The organism is Nakamurella deserti (assembly GCF_003260015.1).
GTDB classification, from domain to species: Bacteria; Actinomycetota; Actinomycetes; order Mycobacteriales; family Nakamurellaceae; genus Nakamurella; species Nakamurella deserti.
In genome coordinates this window covers 925,638-945,561 of the sequence record NZ_QCXS01000003.1, presented here as the reverse complement: position 1 = coordinate 945,561, position 19,924 = coordinate 925,638, and the positions used below count along the sequence as shown (strand labels likewise).

The following is a 19,924-nucleotide window of genomic DNA, read 5'->3' as shown; positions in this document are numbered from 1 at the left end:
GGACGGGGGCGTGCGGTGCGAGGTGCCGGACGGCACCCGGTTCCGCGTCGGCGAAGTGGGCGGGCGGCAGGGTGGGCCGTGCGGGGTGGGATCCCGAAGCCGAACGGAAGAAAACACCGCGCGGCGGGTCGGACCTGGATGACAATCGGTCGATGCCGCGTCGGTTGATGTTCGTCCAGCTCAAGAGCGGTCACGACACCGATCAGGGTCCGTCGTGGATCACCTGGGTGGACTTCAACCGCACCTGGAAGACGGCCCGGTTCCACGGGCGTGAGCTGCGCCGGTTCCAGGGTGTCCGAGGCAACTTCGCCGACCTGGACACCAGGGAGGAATTCTGGCTGTCGGGCCCGAAACGCGACCGGACCGACGCGCGGTACAGCGCGGCTCGGCCGACAGTCGACCCGGATGCCGCCGCCGCGTACGCCGCATATCTGGCCGGCGGACGCCTGCCGGGCCGGGAAACGGGGTGACAGGCGTCCGTCGGCCAGAAGTCAGACGGCGATCGTGCCGGTGCTGAGCTTGCGGGCGACCAGCGACGCGGCGGCGACCCCGGCGGCGACGGTGATGACCGACGGCCACGCCCCGAGCTTCTTGGCGAGCGGGTGGCTGGCGCCGAACCCGCCGGTGTAGAGCGCGCCGAGGCCGGCCGCGACCGGCCAGCTCAGCTGCTGCTTCCACTGCACCTGCGCCATGGTGCCGGCGGCGGCGAGGACGGCGCCGCCGTACTCCCGGCGGGTCTTGCGTGCGACGGCGAAGCCGCCGATCAGGCCGACGGTGGTGAAGACTTCCGGGGGCACCCGCATGCGCTGTTCTCCTCCTGGGATGTGGCTCTGGTGTTCAGGTGCCCATCCTCCCGGACCGGCAGCGGCCGCGTGCCCGCGGGCAGCCGGCGTCCGGTCCCAGCCCGTTCGCCGGCGCATGCGGTTCCGGATCCGGGGTGCCGCGAGTCCGCCCATCGAACCGGGGTCTGCTCAGCCTGCAGGGAGAGCGGACCCGTGTTCATCGGGCAGATCGGCCCGGTGAGCCGCGGCAGGCCGGATCCCGGCGCAGCCCGCGGCCTGAGTCAGCTCCGCCCGTAGGCCCGCAGGATCTCCCGCGCCTGCGCCGCCGGCAGCCGCGGGTGGGGCAGGTAGCTCTGCACGACCAGCCCGTCGAGCAGCGCGACGAACTCGATGGCCTGCCGCGCCGGGTCGACGACCCGCAGCGTGCCGTCGGCGGCGCCCCGCGCCAGCAGCCGCGCGACGAGATCGTGCAGATCGCGGTAGATCTCCGACTGCCACTCGCCGTACCGCGGCACGTGCGAAGCCAGTGCCCAGAAGTCCAGCCACAGATGCCAGTGCTCCCGCGCCCGGTCGTCCGATCCGACGAGCCCGTCGATGAGCAGGTCCAGGCCGGCCGCCCCGGTCGCCGCGTCCGCGGCCGCGGAGGTGACGGGCGCCGAGAACGCCACCATCTCCTCCGCGAGCACCCCGGCCAGCACCTCGTCGATGCCGGCGAAGTGGTAGGTGACGGTGCCGAGGGCCACGTCACCGGCCCGGGCGACGTCCCGCATCGTCGTCGCCGACAGCCCCTGATCGGCGATCAGGGTCCGCGCCGATTCGATGATCATCCGGCGGCGGACCTCCGGTGGGCGGCGACGTCGGGGCTCGGACGGTGCTGTCTGCTGGGTCACGATCCGGGGGCTCTTCCGTTGGCGGCGGGCCTGCGCTAGTCTGCTAATCGTACGATCGAACGATTAGCTCCGCAAGGCCGCTCGACACTCCAGCCACCTGCTCTGACGAGGGGAAACCCGGTGTACCTGCTCCGCAAGCCGATCCTGGCCCTATCCGCTTCGGACAAGGTCCGCGACGTCATCACCCGGGCGCCCGTCACCCGCGCCGTGGTCGACCGCTTCATCCCCGGCGCCACCGTCGCCGCTGCCGTCGAGTCGGTCCGGACGCTGCGCGGAGCCGGCCTGCAGGTCACCCTCGACTACCTGGGGGAGGGCGTCACCGACACGGTCGGAGCGGAAGCCACCGTCGCCGCCTACCTCGAGCTGCTGCAGGCGCTCACCGCCGCGGACGTCGTCGAAGGCGCCGAGGTGTCGGTCAAGCTGTCCGCCGTCGGCCAGGCGCTGCCCGACGGGGAGGCGATCGCGCTGGCCAACGCCCGCACCATCGTGCGCGCCGCCTACGCCGCCGGCGCCCGCGTGACCCTCGACATGGAGGACCACCCGACCATCGACTCCACGTTGCGGGTGCTGCACACCCTGCGCGAGGAGCAGCCCGACGTCGGTGTGGCGATCCAGGCGATGCTGCACCGCACGCCGCACGACCTCGAGTCGCTCGTCGGTCCCGGCTCGCGGGTCCGACTGGTGAAGGGCGCGTACAACGAGCCCGCGTCCGTCGCGCACCAGGACCCGGCCGAGGTCGACCTGGCCTACGTCCGCGCGATGCGCCAGCTGATGGCCGGCGAGGGCTACCCGATGATCGGCAGCCACGACCCGCGGCTGGTGGCGATCGCCGGCGAACTCGCCGCCGAGCACGGCCGCAAGGCCGGTGACCACGAGTTCCAGATGCTCTTCGGGATCCGCCCCGACGAGCAGCGCCGGCTGGCCCGGGAGGGTCACACCGTCCGCGTCTACGTGCCCTACGGCGAGGACTGGTACGGCTACTTCACCCGCCGGCTCGCCGAGCGTCCGGCCAACCTGCTGTTCTTCCTGCGCTCGCTCGCCAGCCGCAGCTGAGCACCTCACATCCTCTTGACCTGCACCGACCTTCGCTAGGAGCCCCCGTGGACGCCATCACCACCCCGCCCGCACCGGTCAACGACCCGGTCCGCAACTACGCCCCGGGCAGCCCGGAGCGCGACGACCTCACCGCGGCGCTGGCGACCTTCGCCGACGCGCGTGAGCTGCCGGCCGTCATCGGCGGTCGCGTCGCCCTCGGCGGTGGCGCCCGTTTCGACGTCACCGCCCCGCACGACCACGCCCGGGTGCTCGGCACCTCGGCGCACGCCACCGCCGCCGACACCACCGCCGCGATCGACGCCGCGATGGCCGCCGCACCCGCCTGGCGGGAGCTGTCCTTCGACGACCGCGCCGCGGTCATCCTCAAGGCCGCCGACCTGCTGACCGGCCCGTGGCGCGCCCGGATGAACGCCGCCACCATGCTCGGCCAGGCCAAGACCGCCTACCAGGCCGAGATCGACGCGGCCTGCGAGCTGGCCGACTTCTGGCGGTTCAACGTGCACTTCGCGCGGCAGATCATCGCCGAGCAGCCGATCGCCAACGCCCCCGGCATCTGGAACCGCAGCGACCACCGCCCTCTCGAGGGCTTCGTCTACGCCATCACCCCGTTCAACTTCACCGCGATCGCCGGCAACCTGCCGACCGCACCCGCGCTGATGGGCAACGTCGTGCTGTGGAAGCCGTCGATGACCCAGCAGCTCGCCGCGTCGGTGACGATGGACCTGCTGCGCGCGGCCGGGCTGCCGGACGGCGTGATCAACCTGCTGCCCGGCGACGGCCTGGCCGTCTCCGAGGTCGCGCTGGCCGACCCACGTTTGGCCGGCATCCACTTCACCGGCTCGACGAAGACGTTCCAGCACCTGTGGGCCGAGGTCGGCACCAACATCGCCCGGTACGACAGCTACCCGCGGCTGGTCGGCGAGACCGGCGGCAAGGACTTCATCCTGGCCCACCCGTCGGCCGACCTGGACATCCTCCGGACGGCGATCGTCCGCGGCTCGTTCGAGTACTCCGGGCAGAAGTGCTCCGCGTCGTCGCGGGTCTTCGTCCCGCGGTCGCTCTGGGGGAAGCTCCGCGACGACCTGGCTGCCGAGACCGAGGCGCTGTCGATCGGTGACGTCGAGGACTTCCGCAACTTCACCAGCGCCGTCATCGACGAGCGGGCCTTCGACAAGCACGCCGCGGCCGTCGACCGGGCGCACAAGACGTCCGGCATCGAGGTGCTGGCCGGCGGGACGTACGACAAGAGCCACGGCTACTTCGTGCGGCCGACGGTGCTGGTGGGCGAGGACCCGACTGACGAGATCTTCTCCACCGAGTACTTCGGGCCGATCGTGTCGGCGTTCGTGTACGACGACTCCGACAGTTCGGCGTTCGCTTCCGTGGTCGACATGGTCGACAAGGGCTCCAGGTACGCGCTGACCGGCTCGATCATCGCCGCCGACCGGCAGGCGGCGGCGGCGGCGACCCAGGCGCTGCGGTTCTCGGCGGGGAACTTCTACGTCAACGACAAGCCGACCGGCGCGGTCGTCGGCCAGCAGCCGTTCGGCGGCGGCCGGGCGTCGGGCACCAACGACAAGGCCGGGTCGGCGCTGAATCTGCTGCGCTGGACCTCGCCGCGCTCCATCAAGGAGACCTTCGCCGCACCCACCTCGGTCGGCTACCCCCACCAGGGCTGATCCGGCTGCACCTCCCCCGACGTCCGCTGCGCGCCCCGGCTCGCAGCGGACGTCGTCGTCGCGGGCCCGCTGCGCGCGGGCCGCTCCGTCCCCGCCGGCGGGACGAGGGCGGTACTGGTGGTGTGCGGTGGGCACGCCGGCGATGCGGCTTGTTCGACGAGGTCGGCGGACGCCGACCGGGGGACGGACGCCGAGGTGTGCGCCGATCCTGACTCGGTGAGCGTGGACGGACGAGGCGTCAGGTCTCGGACGGCGCCGCGTACTTCGACTGTGTCCGCCGGACCAACCCAGGCGACGGCCCGACCGCGCACCCCGACGGCACGACACAGCCAGGCGAGCAACAGACAAACCACTTCGCCGGACGGCACCAGACAGCTGGGCGAGCAACAGACCCTTCACCTCGCCGGACGACGCCGCACACCGACGCGAGTAACAGACAAACCACCTCGCCGGACGGCACCAGACAGCTAGGCGAGCAACAGGCCCTTCACCTCGCCGACCGCCGTGGCCGGTCCGGCCAGATGCCAGCGGACGCCCTGCGCCTCGAACACGTCCGTCACGCCGCCCGCGCCCTGCACCAGCGCCGCCCCGGGGAACCAGTCCCACGAGAGCGTGTCGGCGTGCACCCAGACGCCGAGCCGGCTGCCGGCGATCGCGGCGAGCTCGACCGAGCCCGACCCGAGCATCCGCAGCGACGCCGACCCGGCGATGCTGCGCAGCAGCGGCCCGATCAGCTCGGGCCGGGACAACCGTGCGGGATGCAGGTAGGTCGAGATCGAGATCTCGTGGAGCGACGCATCGACCAGCGGCGCCACCGGTGCACCGTTGAGGGTCGTCGGAATCCCGGGTCCGCCCAGCCAGAGCTCGTCGGTGGTGGCCTGGTAGACCGCGCCGAGCAGCAGCTCGTCACCGTCGACCAGCGCCAGCGCGGAGCACCACTCGGGCAGTCCGGAGACGAAGTTGTACGTCCCGTCGACGGGGTCGATGATCCACTTCCGCCGGCCCTCGCGGGCCGCGCCCTCCTCGCCGATGAGTCCGTCGTCGGGTCGGAGTTCGGCGAGCCGGTCGACGATCATCGCCTCGGCGGCCTTGTCGGCGTCGGACACGACGTCGCTGATGGAGGTCTTCTGGTCGACGACGAGGACGCCCTGCCGCATGGTCAGGGCGAGCTTCCCGGCCTCGGTGACGAGCTGAGCCGCCAGGTCGAGATCGGCCTGCAGGGCGGGGGACGGGTTCGCGGTGGACACCCGGACACCCTAACGACGCCCCGCCGACGGGCGGCGCGGGGCCACGGGGCGCCCACCGCCGGCACGGTGCGCGCCCCGGTCCCGGTCTAGGCGGCGTCCCCCGACAGCACCGTGTCGACGGCGGCCAGGTCGTCCCCGGTCGGCGTCCACGCATCGGCGGCGGCCGCGTTGGCCTGGACCTGGGCGACGCTGGTCGCCCCGGCGATCACCGACGACACCTGTGGCTGGGCGAGCAGCCAGCCGAACGCCAGCTGCAGCAGCGTGATGCCCCGCTCGTCGGCCAGCGCCTGCAGCCCTTCGACGGTGTCCCACGGGGCCGACGCCAGGATGTGCGGCTTGGCGGCCGTCAACCGGGCCCCTTCGGGGGCGTGGTCGCGGGTGTACTTGCCGGTCAGCAGCCCGTTGTACAGCGGGAAGTACGGCAGCACGCCGACGCCGTGTGCGACCGCGGCCGGCAGCAGCTCCTGCTCGACGCCCCGCTCCAGCAGCGAGTACTCGTTCTGCGCCGAGACGAACGGGGTGTAGCCGCCGCTGGAGGCGGTCCACGCGGCGTCGGCGAGCTGCCAGCCGGCGAAGTTGGAGTGCCCGAGGTAGCGGACCTTGCCCTCCCGCACGAGGTCGTCGAGCGCGGACAACGTCTCCTCGATGGGCGTGGAGGGGTCGGGCTGGTGCAGCTGGTAGAGGTCGATCCAGTCGGTGTCCAGCCGGCGCAACGACGACTCGACCGCGGTGCGGATGTAGCGGCGGGAGCCGCGGGCGCCGAAGTCCGGGCCGTTGGCGCCCTGCATGTCCATGCCGAACTTGGTGGCGAGGACGACCTCGTCCCGGCGCGATCCGAGGGCGGCGCCGAGCAGCTCCTCGCTGCGGCCCTTGGTGGCGCCGTAGATGTCGGCGACGTCGAAGAAGGTGATGCCGGCGTCCAGGGCCGCGGCCACCACCTCCGCCGAACCTTCGGGGGTCTCGGTGTAGGTGCCGGCGCGGCCCAGGTTGTTGCAGCCCAGCCCGGTGGCGGAGACGACGAGACCGGAGGAGCCGAGATGACGCGATGACGGTGTGCTCATGCCTGCGACGGTAGCGACCACGCCGCGGACGCCGACACGTACGGTGGCCTGCGTGTCCGTGAAGCCGAAGAAGAAGTGCTGTCTGAGCAAGCCGCGGTGCACCCGTTGTCCGCTGCGGATGCTCGCCGACGGCACCCTTCCCGACGGCTACACCGTCAAGCACCTGCGGCTGGTGAAGGTCGCCAAGGACCACTCCCGCGAGGGCGTCGTCGCCGGCACCACCCACGGCAGGAGCGAGACCGGGACTCCGGGCACGGGCAAGAGCCCGAAGAGCAAGAGCAGGAGAACGAGTCCGAAGGGCAAGGGCAAGGGCAGGGGCAAGGGCGAGGGCCCGAAGGGCAAGGGCGAGGGCGAGGGCGAGGGCGCGAAGGGCAAGGGCAAAAGCGCGAAGGGCAAGGGCAAGGGCAGGAGCGAGGACGAGGGCCGCAGGAGCGGGAACGCGAAGAACCGCGGCACGAAACGGACCTGACCCGGGCACGACGACGTGCCCGCCGCGTCGTCCCCGGGGCAACCGCGACGCCCGCCCGCGCAGCGTTCACGGCCTGTGCACCCTGCTGACCGCACGCACGTCGCCGCCGCGCGCCGTCCAGGGCTTGTGCACCCTGCTGACCGCACGCACGTCGTCGGGCCTTGCGCCGTCCAGGGCCTGTGCACCCTGCTGACCGCACGCACGTCGCCGGCCCTTGCGCCGTCCCGGGCCTGTGCACCCTGCTGACCGCACGCACGTCGCCGGTGCGCCGTCCGGGGCCCGTGGACCCCGCTCACCGCACGCACGTCGCCGGCCGGGACCCCGGCGCCGGGTCCGCTCGTACGCTCGGAGGGGTGGGCATCCTCGATCGCTTCTCCCTGACCAGCCGCCGGACGCTGCCGACGCCCGAGACCGCGCTCCGCGGCCGGGACACACCGATGCGGGTCGACGGCACGCACACCGTCCTCGGCACCCCGACGGTCGGCCCGTGGCCGGCCGGGTACGCGACCGCGGTGTTCGGGATGGGCTGCTTCTGGGGCGTCGAGCGGCTGTTCTGGCGGATGCCGGGGGTGTTCAGCACCGCGGTCGGATACGCCGGCGGCATCACCCCGAATCCGACCTACGAGCAGACGTGTTCCGGTCGCACCGGTCACGCCGAGGTCGTGTCGGTGGTCTTCGATCCGGCGCAGGTCACCTACCGGGACCTGCTCGTGGCGTTCTGGGAGAACCACGACCCCACCCAGGGCATGCGCCAGCACAACGACCGCGGCACCCAGTACCGATCGGTGATCCACCCGACCGACGCCGCCCAGCTCGCCGCGGCCGAGGCGTCCCGCGACGCCTACCAGGTGCGTCTGACCGCCGCCGGCCACGGGGCGATCACCACCGGGATCGCCGTCGACCAGCCGTTCTACTACGCCGAGGACCACCATCAGCAGTACCTGGACAAGAACCCGGGCGGCTACTGCTCGATGCGCGGCACGGGCGTCAGCTGCCCGGTGCCGGGGAGCTCCGGGCTGGGCGTCGCCGCCCGCTGACTCGGTCTCAGCGGACGTCGGCGGTCGGCGGCCGCACCCTGCGGCGGTCCCGGACGAGCATGCCGAAACCGGCCGCGAAGAAGAACATCAGCACCGCGTAGACCCCGGCGGGCAGCGACATCTCCACGTTGTCCAGCACCGACTGCGCGATCACCACCGCCAGCGTGGCGTTGTGCATGCCGATCTCGAAGGCGGCGGCCAGGGCCTGCCGCCGCTCCACGGCGAACATCCGCGGGACCGCGAACCCCACCGCCAGGCTCACTCCGCAGAACACCGCGGTGATCCCGGCGAGCCGGCCGACGTTTTCGGCGAGCAGCTCGGCGTTGCTGACGATGGTGCCGGCCACCACCAGCACCAGGATGACCAGGGACGCGATCCGCACCGGCTTCTCGGCGCGCGCGGCGATCGCCGCCGAGCGGGCCCGGACCAGCATGCCCGCCGCGACCGGCAGCAGCACGATGGCGAACACCTCGAGGGTCTTGCCGAGCTGCAGGCCCAGGGTCGGGTCGCCGGTGTCGAACCACCGCAGCGACAGGTTGACCACCAGCGGCAGCGTGACCACCGAGATCAGCGAGTTGATCGCGGTCAGGCTGATGTTGAGGGCGACATCGGCCCGGAACAGGTGGCTGAACAGGTTCGCCGTCGTGCCGCCGGGGGAGGCGGCGAGGAGCATCATCCCGACGGCCAGCACGGGCGGCAGCCCGAAGAGCAGCACCAGGCCGAAGCAGACCGCCGGCAGCAGCACCAGCTGGCAGACCAGAGCGACGAACACGGCCCTGGGATGGCGGCCGATGCGGGTGAAGTCCGCCGGGGTCAGCGTCAACCCGAGCCCGAACATGACGATGCCGAGCGCGATGGGGAGCAGCACCGTCGTCATGGCACTCCGCGCCGCCAGGCCCGGCGGCCGTCGGGACCCGGCCGCGGTGCCGGGTCGTGGGCTTTACCTGCGCCTGAACTGTAGGCCGGTCACCGGCGGCGGGACAGGCCCGAACAGGTACGTCGTCCGTCGATCAGCCGGCGTCGCGCCGCAGCTCCGCCGGGTCGACGATCCACGGCTCGCGCGGCAGCCGCGCCGGGTCGAACCCGGCGAGCAGGTCGGCGGCGCGGGCGACCGTCGCGGCGTCGGTCAACCCGGCACTGCGGGCGATGAGTGCGAGCAGTTCCGGCACGGTCCAGCCGGCTCCGGTCAGGTCGGGCAGCGTCACCGCCCCGTCGCGTTTGGCGAGCCGGGCGCCGACCGGGTTCAGCGCCAGCGGGACGTGCCCGTAGGTGGGGACCGGCAGCCCGAGCAGCGTCGCGAGGTGCACCTGCGCCGGCGTGGACGGGAGCAGGTCGTCACCGCGGACGACCTGGTCGACGCCCTGGGCCGCGTCGTCCACGACGACGGCCAGGTTGTAGGCGGCCAACCCGTCGTTGCGCCGCAGCACGATGTCCTCGACCGGACCGGCGAACGCGCCCTGCAGCACGTCGTGGAACGTCAGCGTGTCGACCCGGCGGCGCAGCCGCAGCGCCGACGGGCGGCCCTGAGCGGTCCGGACCGCGACCTCGTCGGCAGTCAGCCGGCGGCAGGTGCCGGGGTAGCGGCCCTCGCCGGGACGGCCGTCGGCCTGTGGGGCCGACGCGGCCTCCCGGATCTCCCGGCGGGTGCAGAAGCACGGATAGGTCAGCCCGGCGGACGTCAGCCGGTCCATCGCGGCGTCGTACACCGGCGCGCGTCGGCTCTGCTGCAGCACCGGGCCGTCGTGGTCGATCCCGAGGGCGGTGAGGTCCCGCAGCTGCCCGGCGGCGGCCCCGGCGGCGACCCGGTCCAGGTCCTCCATCCGGACGAGGAAGGCCCGTCCGGTCGACCGGGCGAAGAGCCAGGCCAGCAGGGCGGTCCGCAGGTTGCCCAGGTGCAGCGTCCCGGACGGGCTGGGGGCGAACCGGCCGGCGCCGCGGGTGGCCGGCTGCCCGGGATCCGCCGACGCTCGATCGGTGCGCCGATCGGGTCCCGCCGTCGCTCCGGGGCTCAACGGATCAGTGCCCCTGGGCACCGGTGCTGCGGCCTCAGAGCCCACGGACGAATTCCTGCGCCTCCCCGGCGTCGAATCCGGCCTGCGTCCGGAGCAGCTCGACCGCCTCGGCGTCGCGGCCGAGGGCCTTCAGGTTGCGCACCTCGAGCTCGACCTCGAACGGAACGGCGGACGCGCTGGGGGCGTCGTCGGACCAGTCGGCCGGTGCGGCGGTCAGCGCGATCTCGGGGAGATCGGTGGGGGGCGCGTCGGGGACGGCGGTCGACCCCGCCGGCGGACGCGGGGCGCGGGTCGCCATCTTCTCCACCATGGCCGTCGCGGTCATCAACGACAGGTCGGGCGTCGCCTGCCGCAGCAGGGCGATGGCCTGCACCTTCTTGCCGGCCCGGGCCAGGGCGTGGACGTCGGTCATCACGCTCGGGTCGAACGTCATCCGGGTCGGGTCGCCGCCGCGGGTGAGCGCCCGGCGGCCGAGTACGACGATGACGACCACGACGGCGACCACCGTGGCGAGAATGCCGAACAGGATGTCCACGACGCCGATGGTAGGCGTCGGTGCGCCGGCGGCGGCCCGCCGCCGGCGCCCGGTCAGGACCCGGTGATCTCGGCGAGCACCTGCTCCTGGAAGGCGCGCGCGTCGGCCGCCCCGGGGGCCGGCGCGCCGTCGACGCGGGCGTCGATGGCCTGCCGGATCACGTCGGCGCCGAGGCCGGAATCGGCGATGCGCAGGCCGGCCGGCACCTTGGCCAGCCAGTAGCCGGTCCGGATGCGGGCGAGTGCGCGGCAGGCACCGAGCACGGCGTCCGCGGCGCCGGTGTCGGGCTCGTTGCCCTCGGGGGCGGGCTGGGCCAGGTACCAGGTGAGCCCGTCGATGAGCAGCCGCCGCAGGTCGCCGCGGCCGACCTCGCCGAAGACGTCGTGGGCGGGCGGGCCGAGCAGCGCCCGGCCGTGCTCGCGCAGGATGCTGCGGTCGATGGCGTACCAGAACAGGCCGTCCTCGGCGGCCCGCTCGGTGCCGCCGTAGGTCGCGCGGAACGGCATGGTCTCACCGGTGTTGAGTTCCACCTCGAAGCCGGGCTCGGCCGCTCCGGCACCGGCCACGGCCCGCCAGTAGACGACCAGCTCCAGGCCCCGGGCGGGGCAGGGGAGGTTCTCGTGGCGCAGCCGCCGGACGATGTCGTCCTTCTGCTCCCAGGACAGCGGATCGGCGGTGACCAGGGCGACGTCGATGTCGCTGCGGCCCCGCTGGTAGGCGCCGAACGCCACCGAACCGGCGGCGTAGGCGCCGATGAGGTTGCCGCCCAGCGATTCCCGGGCCTGCGCCACCAGCGCGTCCAGGTAGTTCTCGATCGCCGTTCCGTCGTCTGAGTGAGTCACCCGCGGATCACACCCCATACCGGCGTCGACGGCAACCGCGACACCCGCAGGGTTTCATCCCATCGCGGTGGCGAACAACCGGCGTACCTCGTCCGCGGCGTCCGGGTCGCCACTGACGGTCACCGGGACGGAGTCGTCGCCGCGCCCCCAGACCCAGGCCCAGACGGCGGCGGCCTCGCCGTCGACGGTCGCGTCGGCGGGGCCACCGGTGGGGAAGTCCAGGAACCGGGCGAGCGGCCGGATCCGCCAGTCCCGTTCCGGGGTGCTGAGCAGCACGGTGCGGCCGCTGCCCGCGGGCGGTGCGGTGAGGCGCGGACCGAGCCAGACCTCGATGGCCTCCGCGATGCCGTCGGAGGCGAGCGTCGGGTTGACCCACCACTCCTGGCCGAGGGCCTGCTGCACATCGATGCGATGGACGAGCGTCTCGTGGGCCATCCGGCGGAACCAGAAGCCGTTGGTGCGGTCGTGGGGGCACCAGGTCGGGGCGGGTGCCGCGGCCTTGCGGGGGAGCAGCACGTCGATCATCGAATGGGCGGCGTGACCGAGCCAGCCGGTCAGCTGCTCCGGGTCGTCGGGCCCGTCGGGCCACTCGTCCGGACGGCGCCCCTGCTGCAGCCACCCGGCGACCCCGGTGTAGATCCGCCCGAGGTGCCGCAGCACGTCGTGGCCGGTCATCGGGGCACACCCCGGCGCGACCGCGGTCAGGCCGGTCTGCGTCCCGGCCAGCTCCAGGAGCTCCGCCACCTCACCCTCGAGGTGGTCCAGCAGGATTTCGCGTTCCATGCGAAGAGTCTGCCGTGTCGCGACGGGCTTCGGTGGGTGAACCACTCGGGGTCCGCCCGGATCAGGCCTCGCAGCGAGCCCTCACCAGCTGTCCCCGTGCACCTCGTGCCCCGGCGGAACGGCGAGCAGCCCGCGGTAGGCGTCCTCCACGCTCGCGCCGGCGTTGACCACGGCGTCGACCTCACGCGCGATGGGCATGTCGATGCCGTGCTCGGCGGCCAGCTTCATCACCACCGACGCCGACTTGACCCCCTCGGCGACCTGGGTCATGCCGGCCAGGACGTCCGCGATCGGCACGCCGCGCCCGAGTTGCTCGCCCACGTGCCGGTTGCGGCTCCGGACACTCGTGCAGGTCACCGTCAGGTCGCCGAGACCGGCCAGACCGCTGAAGGTCTCGCGGTCGCCACCGACGGCCACCCCCAGTCTGGTCATCTCCCGCAGCGCCCGGGTGATCACCATCGCGCGGGTGTTCTCGCCGGCGCCGATGCCGTCGCCCATCCCGACGGCGATGGCGAAAACGTTCTTCAGCGCCCCGGCGATCTCCACACCGGCGACGTCGGAGCTGGAGTAGATCCGGAACCGCGACGTCCGGAACAGGTCCCGGAGCTGCGCCGCCTGGTGTTGGTCGGGCATCGCGATCACCGCGGCCGCGGCGTACCCGGCGGCCACCTCGCCGGAGATGTTCGGACCCGCCAGCACTCCCGCGGGGTGCCCGGGCAGCACCTCGTCGACGATCTCGGTCATCCGCCGCTCCGTCACCTGCTCGAGCCCCTTGACCAGGCTGACGATCGGCGTCCAGGGCCGCAGGTGCGGCGCGAGGTCGGACAGCACGCCCCGGAAGCCGTGCGACGGCACCGCCATGATGACGATGTCGGCCGGTTCGACCACCTCCGCGAGGTCGGCCGACGCCCGCAGCGTCGGCGTCAGCGGTGTGTCCGGGACGTAGCGCTCGTTGCGGTGGTCGGTGTCGATCGCGGCGGCGGTGTCGGCCGACCGCGCCCAGATCGTCGTCGGGTTCCGGCGCGCGACGATCGACGCCACCGTCGTTCCCCACGATCCGGAGCCGATCACGGCCACCCGGGGTTGCCGGCGTTGCAGCGTCATCGCTGTCCTCCCTCGTCCGGCGCCATCATCCCCGGTACGGGTCGGCCGGCGCAGGTGGTCGGGCTCCGGAACGGACGACTTCCAGCCGGCGGGAGTCATCCGCCGCGGAGCGTGGCCCACGGGGCGGGCGGTCTCCCCCCTGTCGCTGCATTCGATTGCACCACTAAGCTCGGGACGCTCGGACACCCCGGTCGATCTCTACGGAAGAGGCTGCCTGTCATGGACCACCGCGAACTCGGCCGCACCGGGATGAACGTCTCCACGGTGTCGTTCGGCACCTCACCGCTGGGCGACATGTTCGGTCCGGCGTCGGAGGAGTCCGGCATCGCCGCGGTCCACCGGGCTCTGGACGCCGGCATCAACCTGTTCGACACCTCCGTCTACTACGGCATGGGTCTCGCCGAGGAGCGTCTCGGCAAGGCGCTGCAGGGCCACCGCGACGAGGTCTTCATCAGCACCAAGGCGGGCCGGTTCGGTCCCGACACCTTCGACTTCTCCGCGGCGCGACTGCGGTCCAGCCTCGAGCAGAGCCTGCGGCTGCTCGGAACCGACCACGTCGACGTGTTCTTCCTGCACGACATCGAGTACGTCGACATGGACCCCGTCCTGACCGAGGGTTTCGCGGCGTTGCAGCAGTTCAAGGACGAGGGGCTCACCCGCTTCGTCGGGATGAGCGGCTACCCGATCAAGGCGCTGCAGCGGGCCGTCGCGGAGACCGACATCGACGTCGTGCTCAGCTACAGCCACGCCACCCTGCTCGACCAGTGCCTCACCGAACGGCTGGTCCCGCTGGCCGAGGAGCACGGCGTCGGCATCATGAACGCCGCCGCGGTCACCCTCGGGCTGCTGACCCCCGGGCCGTCGAAGATCATCGGCGGTCAGCACCCCGCCGACTCCGAGATCATCGCCGCCGCCGAGCGGATCAAGGCGATCTGCGCCGAGGCCGGCGTCGACGTCGCCTTCCTGGCCAACCAGTTCTCCATCCAGCGGTCCGGTTGCCCGACGACCGTGATCGGCACGGTGAAGCCGGAGAACCTCGACAGCGCCGTGGCGGCCGCGACCACGCCGATCGACGAGCAGTTGCTGGCCAGGGTGCTCGCCGCCGCCGCGCCGGTGAGCCGGCACTGCTGGATCAGCGGCCGGCCGGAGAACAACTGAGCCGCGGCGGGCGGTGGGTCGAGCCGGGGAGATGAACCGTCACCGCTCCGAGGGTGACACCATGGTGCGCGGACCGGGCGCACCGCCCGGCTGAGGACACCGGCACCACCGGCAGCACCGACGGAGGGACCTTCGCTGTGACCGTGACCGCGAACCCGAGCAGCACCCCATCCGGCAACGGAGCCGCGGACCCGGTCGACGCGACGTCCGCGGATGTCGCGACCGCGTCCGAGATCAACTTCGACGAGCAGTTCTACCCGGCGCGCCCCCGGGCGCTGCGGCCGAAGGCGCGCCGCCGCATCGAGGTGAGCGCCGACCTCAAGCCGCCCTTCGAACCCGACGGCCGCAACCGCGCCTACGTCGACTGGCTGGTCAAGCAGTCGATGCTCGGTGACGCCAAGACGCTGGCCCGCCAGCTGGCCGGGCAGGCCAGCATGTGGGCCAATCCCTTCGCGCACCCGAACCCGCGGGCCGCCGTCGACCGCGCGTCGGTGTGGTTCACCGCGTATCCGCTGTCGTTCATGACCAAGCGCAACCAGACGTTCCTGTCCGCGCTGGGCGCGGAGGACCTGTGGGCGGCGTTCGCCCGGATCGGCATCAAGGCGGTGCACACCGGGCCGGTCAAGCTGGCCGGCGGCATCAGCGGCTGGGAGCCCACTCCGAGCATCGACGGTCACTTCGACCGGATCAGCATGGCCATCGACCCGCTTTTCGGCACCGAGGACGATTTCCGTTCGATGTGCGAGTCGGCGACGAGCTTCGGTGGCACCATCATCGACGACATCGTGCCCGGTCACACCGGCAAGGGCGCGGACTTCCGGCTCGCGGAGATGAACTACCGCGACTACCCGGGCGTCTACCACATGATCGACATCCCGGAGTCGGACTGGCATCTGCTGCCCGACGTCCCGGAGGGCGAGGACTCGGTCAACCTCGACGCCGCAGCCGAACAGGCGCTGCAGGAGGCGGGCATCATCATCGGCCAGCTCCAGCGGGTGATCTTCTACGAGCCGGGGGTCAAGGAGACCAACTGGAGCGTGACCCGCGAGGTCTACGACACCGAGGGCCAGAAGCGCCGTTGGGTGTACCTGCACTACTTCAAGGCCGGGCAGCCGTCGATCAACTGGCTCGACCCGACGTTCGCCGGGATGCGGCTGGTGATGGGCGACGCCCTGCACTCACTGCTGGACCTCGGGTCCGGCGGGCTGCGGCTGGACGCCAACGGCTTCCTCGGGGTGGAGAAGAGCGCCGAGGAGAGCCCGGCGTGGTCGGAGGGGCACCCGCTGTCGGAGGCGGCGAACCAGCTCATCGGCGGCATGGTCCGCAAGGTCGGCGGGTTCACCTTCCAGGAGCTCAACCTGACGATGGACGACATCAAGGCCACCTCGGAGGTCGGCCCGGACCTGTCGTACGACTTCGTCTCCCGCCCCGGCTATCAGCACGCGATGGCCACCGGCGACACCGAGTTCCTGCGGTTGACCCTGCGCGAGGCCATGCGGGTCGGCATCGACCAGGCGTCGCTGGTGCACGCGATGCAGAACCACGACGAGCTCACCTACGAGCTGGTGCACTTCGCGACCACCCACAAGGACGACCTGTACGAGCTGGGCGGCGAGACGCTCAACGGCGCCGACCTCGCCGAGACGGTGCGTGAGACCCTCCGGCAGAAGCTGACCGGCCCGGCCGGCCCGTACAACTCGACGTTCACCACCAACGGGATCGCCTGCACCACGGCCAGTGTCATCACCGCGACGTTGGGGATGACCGACCTGGAGGCGCTCACCGCCGACGACGTCGAGCGGGTCCGGCGGGCGCACCTGCTGATGGCGATGTTCAACGCGCTGCAGCCGGGCGTCTTCGCGCTGTCCGGCTGGGACCTGTGCGGGACGCTGCCGCTGGACCGCCGGGAGGTCAAGTCCCTGATCTCCAGCGGTGACACCCGGTGGATCGAGCGCGGTGCGCACGACCTGATGGGGTGGTCGCCGGAGTCGACGTCATCGTCGTCGGGGATGCCCAAGTCGATCAGCCTCTACGGTTCGCTGCCCGAACAGCTGGCCGACCCGAACTCGTTCGCATCGCGGCTCAGCGAGATCCTGGCGGTGCGCGAGGAGCACGGCATCGCCACCGGCTTCCTCGTCGACGTGCCGGACGTGCCGCAGAAGAGCATGTTGATCATGGTCAACCGGCTGGCCGTCGGCGCCATCCAGGTGACCGTGCTCAATTTCGCCGAGGACGAGGTGTCCGGTCCGGTCATCTCCCCGGAGCTGCCCGTCGGCGGCACCGTGGTCGACCTCGCCACCGGCGAGGAGCTCGGCACCGTCGACGCGCTGGGCAGTTTCCAGGTGTCGCTCGCCGGTTTTGGTGGGGTCGCGCTGATGGTCAAGGACCCGTCCGAGTCGGAGTAGGTCCGCCCGGACGCCGAGGCACCGCCTCCCGACGTCCGTTCCCGCGGCCGATCACCGGCCGCGGCAACGGATGCCCGAGACGGCACCACTCGGCGGGCCTCCGCTCCCGGTGCCGCCGGCGCATCGGGTGCCGCGGGTCAGTCCGGTGCCGCGGTGTCGCGGTCGCGTCCGGTGGCACCGGCGCGCGCGGTGTCGCCGGCGGGTGTGGTGTCGCCGGCGGGTGTGCGTCCGGCGCGATCCCCATCACCAGCGGATGGCCGCCACGTCGGTCACGGGCCGGCGCTGATCGAGGTCTCCGCTGAGCTCCCCGGCGAACGACGGCTCACCGACGACCTTCGCGCGCAGCGACCGGGACAGCGACAGCTGCGTCCGGCGGGACAGCTCCGCCGCGGTGATCGCGAACACCTCGAACGGCGCCAGCGGGTCGGGCAGCACACCCGGTTGCAGCGTCTGCGTCACCAGGAAGATCCGCACCCGCGGCTTCCCGTCGATCTCGTAGGCCAGCAGCTTCCAGAACTCCAACGGCACCTGGACGTCGCGGTAGTCCGGGTCGTCGGGCTGCAGCACCGGGCCGGCGATGACGCTGGCCCGCTGCCGGTCGACCACCTCGAGCAGCGCGATCTCGATCTGTCCCCACACGCCGTCGCGCGCCGCCTGGTTGAAGTCGTCCATCTGCGGCGTGATGTTGGTGAAGAAGAACGAGTCGCTGTTGGCGCGTTCGGCTGCCGCCCGGGTACCCCACAGCAGATCGGCGCGGCGGGCGAGATGCCCGCGGTCCAGCCGGTTGCGGTCGTAGACGTCGTTGAGGACCTGGCCGGACACGGGCAACCGGGGATCGGCGCGGAACTTCTGACCGTCGCGTGAGATGTCGGAGAACCGGGTGCTGCCGTCGATGTTCCACGCGACCCAGCGCGCCAGCCGCCGTGAGCGGCTCATGACCAGCGAGAAGTGCATGTAGTCGAGCACCGTGCCGCCCGTGGACGGTTCCGCGAGATCGTCGGCGATCGCCGCGTACGGCGTCGGCAGCGCAACCGTGAACGGCAGGAAGGCGGGGTCGAAACCGGAGCCGGTGGGGGCGCTCACGCCGAGCGGGCGAACGCCGACGCCCGCTGCACCTGGTCGGGCGTGGGACGGATCCCCGTGTAGAGCTCGAACTGCCCGGCGGCCTGCAGCGCCACGACCTCCGCACCGGTGATGACCTTGCGGCGCGCGGCCCGTCCGGCGGAGATCAGCGGTGTCTCCGACGGGGACGCGACGACGTCGAAGACGGTGGTCGCGGCCCCGACCGCGTCGCCGGGGACCGGCATCACGCCCTCCCCGGAACCGCCGGCCATGCCGATCGGGGTGGCGTTGATCAGCAGCGACGGCCGGAGCGCGGCCAGTTCGGCCTGCCAGCCGTACCCGTACTGCTCGGCCACCGCGGTACCGGTGGCTTCGTTGCGGGCGACCACGGTGCCGGCCCGGAATCCGGCGTCGTGCAGGGCGGCGACGACGGCCTTGGCCATGCCGCCGCTGCCCAGGACGACGAAGTCGTCGTTGCGGTCGACGTGGTGCGACGCGAGCAGCGAGGCGATGGCCAGGTAGTCGGTGTTGTAGGCCTTGAGGTGACCGTCGGTGTTGACGATGGTGTTGACCGAGGCGATGACGGCAGCGGACGGATCGAGCTCGTCGAGCATCGGGATGCACTGCTCCTTGTAGGGCATCGACACGGCCGCCCCGCGGATCGGCAGCCCCCGGATGCCCCGGATCGCGTCCTCCAGGTTCGTCGGCGCGAACGCCTTGTAGACGTAGTTCAGGTCCAGCTCCTCGTAGAGGAAGTTGTGGAACCTCGTCCCGTGGTTGCTCGGCCGCGCGGCGAGCGAGATGCAGAGCTGGGTGTCCTTGTTCAGGGTGCGTGCCATGCGGCTCATTGTGTCCGGTGGCACCGACAGCCGCCCGTCTCAGGGCGCCCAGGGCAGCGGCGCGTCGCCGAGCCGGCGCAGTGAACCGACCAGCATCCTGCCGTCGGTGCGGATCTCGCAGCTGGTCCAACCGCCGGCGGCGTCCGGGGGCAGGGGTAGCGCCACCGACTGGCTGTCGGCCGATGTGTACCAGGCTGTCGTGTCGGTGGCGACGCGGATGCCGTCCGCTGTCGTCGGCGCATCCCGACCGGTGGACGCCGTGACCAGGGCGGTGCAGTCGGCGTCGACCTCGTCCTGGGTCAGTTGTGAACCGGGATCGATACCCAGGTAGCCCACCCACTCGAGGTCGTGCGGCTCATTGCACGGCACGCTCATCGCCCAGCCCTGGGTGGGCTCGACCCGCCCGCACGAACCCAGAGCGGGATCGCCATTTCTCACCAGCTGGTCGAAAGTGGTCGTCAGCGGCTCCCCGCGACTCAGGCCCACCGTGCACGCCGCCCACTGCTGCCCTGCGGCGCTCTGCCGGTGGTCGGGCCCGATCACTCCCAGCTGCAGCTCCAACGCCCACTGCCAGTGCAGCGTCGTGCCGGCGATCCGGCCCTCGGCGTGCAGATCGGACCAGCAGTCGCCCATGAAGTGTTCGGCCGCGGTCAGCCCGTCTCGACCGGCGCTCGGCGGAAGCACGTCGACGATCCGGTGGATCTCGGCGCCGTGCGATTCGGTGCAGGCGACAAACGTGGGTGCCGGATCTGTCTGCACCCGGCCGGAGTCCGAGTCGGTGTATCCCGAGAACGGCTCAAGGAGACAGTCGCCGGCCGACGGCGGTGGGGGCGGTGGCGCCACCGATGCGGCACCCTCGACCGACGCCGGGTTCAGCACCTTGGGCACGACGATGACCGCGAGCAGCGCCAGCATGAGCATCAGCCCCCCGCTGATCCGCCGGTCCACCGGCCGCACGCTACC

Annotated in this window: 20 protein-coding genes; 7 read left to right on the top strand and 13 right to left on the bottom strand. The window is 72.1% G+C overall.

The window, feature by feature from the left end:
- Positions 1-152 precede the first annotated feature (152 nt).
- Complete coding sequence (locus DB033_RS17645) at positions 153-470, top strand: hypothetical protein (protein WP_111768153.1); 318 nt, start codon at positions 153-155, stop codon at positions 468-470.
- Between the two features lie 21 nt (positions 471-491).
- Here DB033_RS17645 and DB033_RS17640 read toward each other — a convergent pair whose 3' ends face one another.
- Together DB033_RS17640 and DB033_RS17635 are read right to left on the bottom strand one after the other, a co-directional pair.
- The gene (locus DB033_RS17640) at positions 492-803 is read right to left on the bottom strand and encodes a hypothetical protein (RefSeq protein WP_111768152.1); all 312 of its coding nucleotides are present in this window, start codon (positions 801-803) and stop codon (positions 492-494) included.
- 260 nt (positions 804-1,063) lie between these two features.
- Positions 1,064-1,609 (bottom strand): TetR/AcrR family transcriptional regulator, encoded by a 546-nt coding sequence (locus DB033_RS17635; protein ID WP_111768151.1) that lies wholly within the window; start codon positions 1,607-1,609, stop codon positions 1,064-1,066.
- Between the two features lie 189 nt (positions 1,610-1,798).
- On the opposite strand from DB033_RS17635, the gene DB033_RS17630 reads away from it, so the two are divergent.
- Complete coding sequence (locus DB033_RS17630; RefSeq protein WP_111768426.1) at positions 1,799-2,725, top strand: proline dehydrogenase family protein; 927 nt, start codon at positions 1,799-1,801, stop codon at positions 2,723-2,725.
- 47 nt (positions 2,726-2,772) lie between these two features.
- Positions 2,773-4,407 (top strand): L-glutamate gamma-semialdehyde dehydrogenase, encoded by a 1,635-nt coding sequence (pruA, locus tag DB033_RS17625; RefSeq protein ID WP_111768150.1) that lies wholly within the window; start codon positions 2,773-2,775, stop codon positions 4,405-4,407.
- A gap of 467 nt (positions 4,408-4,874) precedes the next feature.
- Here the strand turns inward: pruA and DB033_RS17620 are convergent, their stop codons facing one another.
- Both DB033_RS17620 and DB033_RS17615 read right to left on the bottom strand, forming a co-directional pair.
- On the bottom strand, positions 4,875-5,654 hold the full coding sequence (locus DB033_RS17620; protein ID WP_111768149.1) for an inositol monophosphatase family protein: 780 nt from the start codon (positions 5,652-5,654) through the stop codon (positions 4,875-4,877).
- A gap of 86 nt (positions 5,655-5,740) precedes the next feature.
- Positions 5,741-6,715, bottom strand: coding sequence for an aldo/keto reductase (locus tag DB033_RS17615; protein WP_111768148.1), 975 nt, complete (start codon positions 6,713-6,715; stop codon positions 5,741-5,743).
- Between the two features lie 52 nt (positions 6,716-6,767).
- Between DB033_RS17615 and DB033_RS20815 the strand changes: the two genes are divergently transcribed.
- Both DB033_RS20815 and msrA read left to right on the top strand, forming a co-directional pair.
- Positions 6,768-7,184 carry a hypothetical protein gene (locus DB033_RS20815; protein ID WP_157970774.1) on the top strand — a complete coding sequence of 139 codons (417 nt, stop codon included), beginning with the start codon at positions 6,768-6,770 and terminating at the stop codon, positions 7,182-7,184.
- 353 nt (positions 7,185-7,537) lie between these two features.
- Positions 7,538-8,221, top strand: a complete 684-nt coding sequence (msrA, locus tag DB033_RS17605; protein ID WP_240615963.1) for a peptide-methionine (S)-S-oxide reductase MsrA — start codon at positions 7,538-7,540, stop codon at positions 8,219-8,221.
- Positions 8,222-8,228: 7 nt separating this feature from the next.
- Here the strand turns inward: msrA and DB033_RS17600 are convergent, their stop codons facing one another.
- The 6 genes from DB033_RS17600 to DB033_RS17575 form a co-directional block, all read right to left on the bottom strand.
- Positions 8,229-9,098 (bottom strand): bile acid:sodium symporter family protein, encoded by an 870-nt coding sequence (locus tag DB033_RS17600; protein ID WP_111768147.1) that lies wholly within the window; start codon positions 9,096-9,098, stop codon positions 8,229-8,231.
- Between the two features lie 133 nt (positions 9,099-9,231).
- On the bottom strand, positions 9,232-10,233 hold the full coding sequence (gene gluQRS / locus DB033_RS17595; protein WP_111768146.1) for a tRNA glutamyl-Q(34) synthetase GluQRS: 1,002 nt from the start codon (positions 10,231-10,233) through the stop codon (positions 9,232-9,234).
- Between the two features lie 34 nt (positions 10,234-10,267).
- A complete protein-coding gene (locus DB033_RS17590) occupies positions 10,268-10,768 on the bottom strand; it encodes a hypothetical protein (RefSeq protein WP_111768145.1) in 501 nt (166 codons plus the stop codon).
- 53 nt (positions 10,769-10,821) lie between these two features.
- Positions 10,822-11,610 (bottom strand): hypothetical protein, encoded by a 789-nt coding sequence (locus tag DB033_RS17585; RefSeq protein WP_205843971.1) that lies wholly within the window; start codon positions 11,608-11,610, stop codon positions 10,822-10,824.
- Positions 11,611-11,664: 54 nt separating this feature from the next.
- Entirely contained in the window at positions 11,665-12,393 is a 729-nt protein-coding gene (locus DB033_RS17580) for a maleylpyruvate isomerase family mycothiol-dependent enzyme (RefSeq protein WP_111768143.1), read from the bottom strand.
- An 81-nt stretch (positions 12,394-12,474) separates the two neighbouring features.
- Positions 12,475-13,497 (bottom strand): NAD(P)H-dependent glycerol-3-phosphate dehydrogenase, encoded by a 1,023-nt coding sequence (locus DB033_RS17575; protein WP_111768142.1) that lies wholly within the window; start codon positions 13,495-13,497, stop codon positions 12,475-12,477.
- A gap of 219 nt (positions 13,498-13,716) precedes the next feature.
- On the opposite strand from DB033_RS17575, the gene DB033_RS17570 reads away from it, so the two are divergent.
- Both DB033_RS17570 and treS read left to right on the top strand, forming a co-directional pair.
- Positions 13,717-14,655, top strand: a complete 939-nt coding sequence (locus tag DB033_RS17570; protein ID WP_111768141.1) for an aldo/keto reductase — start codon at positions 13,717-13,719, stop codon at positions 14,653-14,655.
- Between the two features lie 137 nt (positions 14,656-14,792).
- The gene (treS, locus tag DB033_RS17565) at positions 14,793-17,060 is read left to right on the top strand and encodes a maltose alpha-D-glucosyltransferase (protein ID WP_111768424.1); all 2,268 of its coding nucleotides are present in this window, start codon (positions 14,793-14,795) and stop codon (positions 17,058-17,060) included.
- A gap of 243 nt (positions 17,061-17,303) precedes the next feature.
- Here the strand turns inward: treS and DB033_RS17560 are convergent, their stop codons facing one another.
- From DB033_RS17560 to DB033_RS17550, 3 genes are read right to left on the bottom strand one after another with little or no spacing between them, the layout of a single operon-like run.
- Positions 17,304-18,143, bottom strand: a complete 840-nt coding sequence (locus DB033_RS17560; protein ID WP_111768140.1) for a DNA/RNA non-specific endonuclease — start codon at positions 18,141-18,143, stop codon at positions 17,304-17,306.
- Complete coding sequence (locus tag DB033_RS17555) at positions 18,140-18,961, bottom strand: shikimate 5-dehydrogenase (protein ID WP_111768139.1); 822 nt, start codon at positions 18,959-18,961, stop codon at positions 18,140-18,142. Before DB033_RS17555 ends, DB033_RS17560 begins: the two co-directional genes overlap by 4 nt.
- Positions 18,962-19,000: 39 nt before the next feature.
- Entirely contained in the window at positions 19,001-19,909 is a 909-nt protein-coding gene (locus DB033_RS17550) for a septum formation family protein (RefSeq protein WP_157970773.1), read from the bottom strand.
- Between the last annotated feature and the right edge of the window lie 15 nt (positions 19,910-19,924).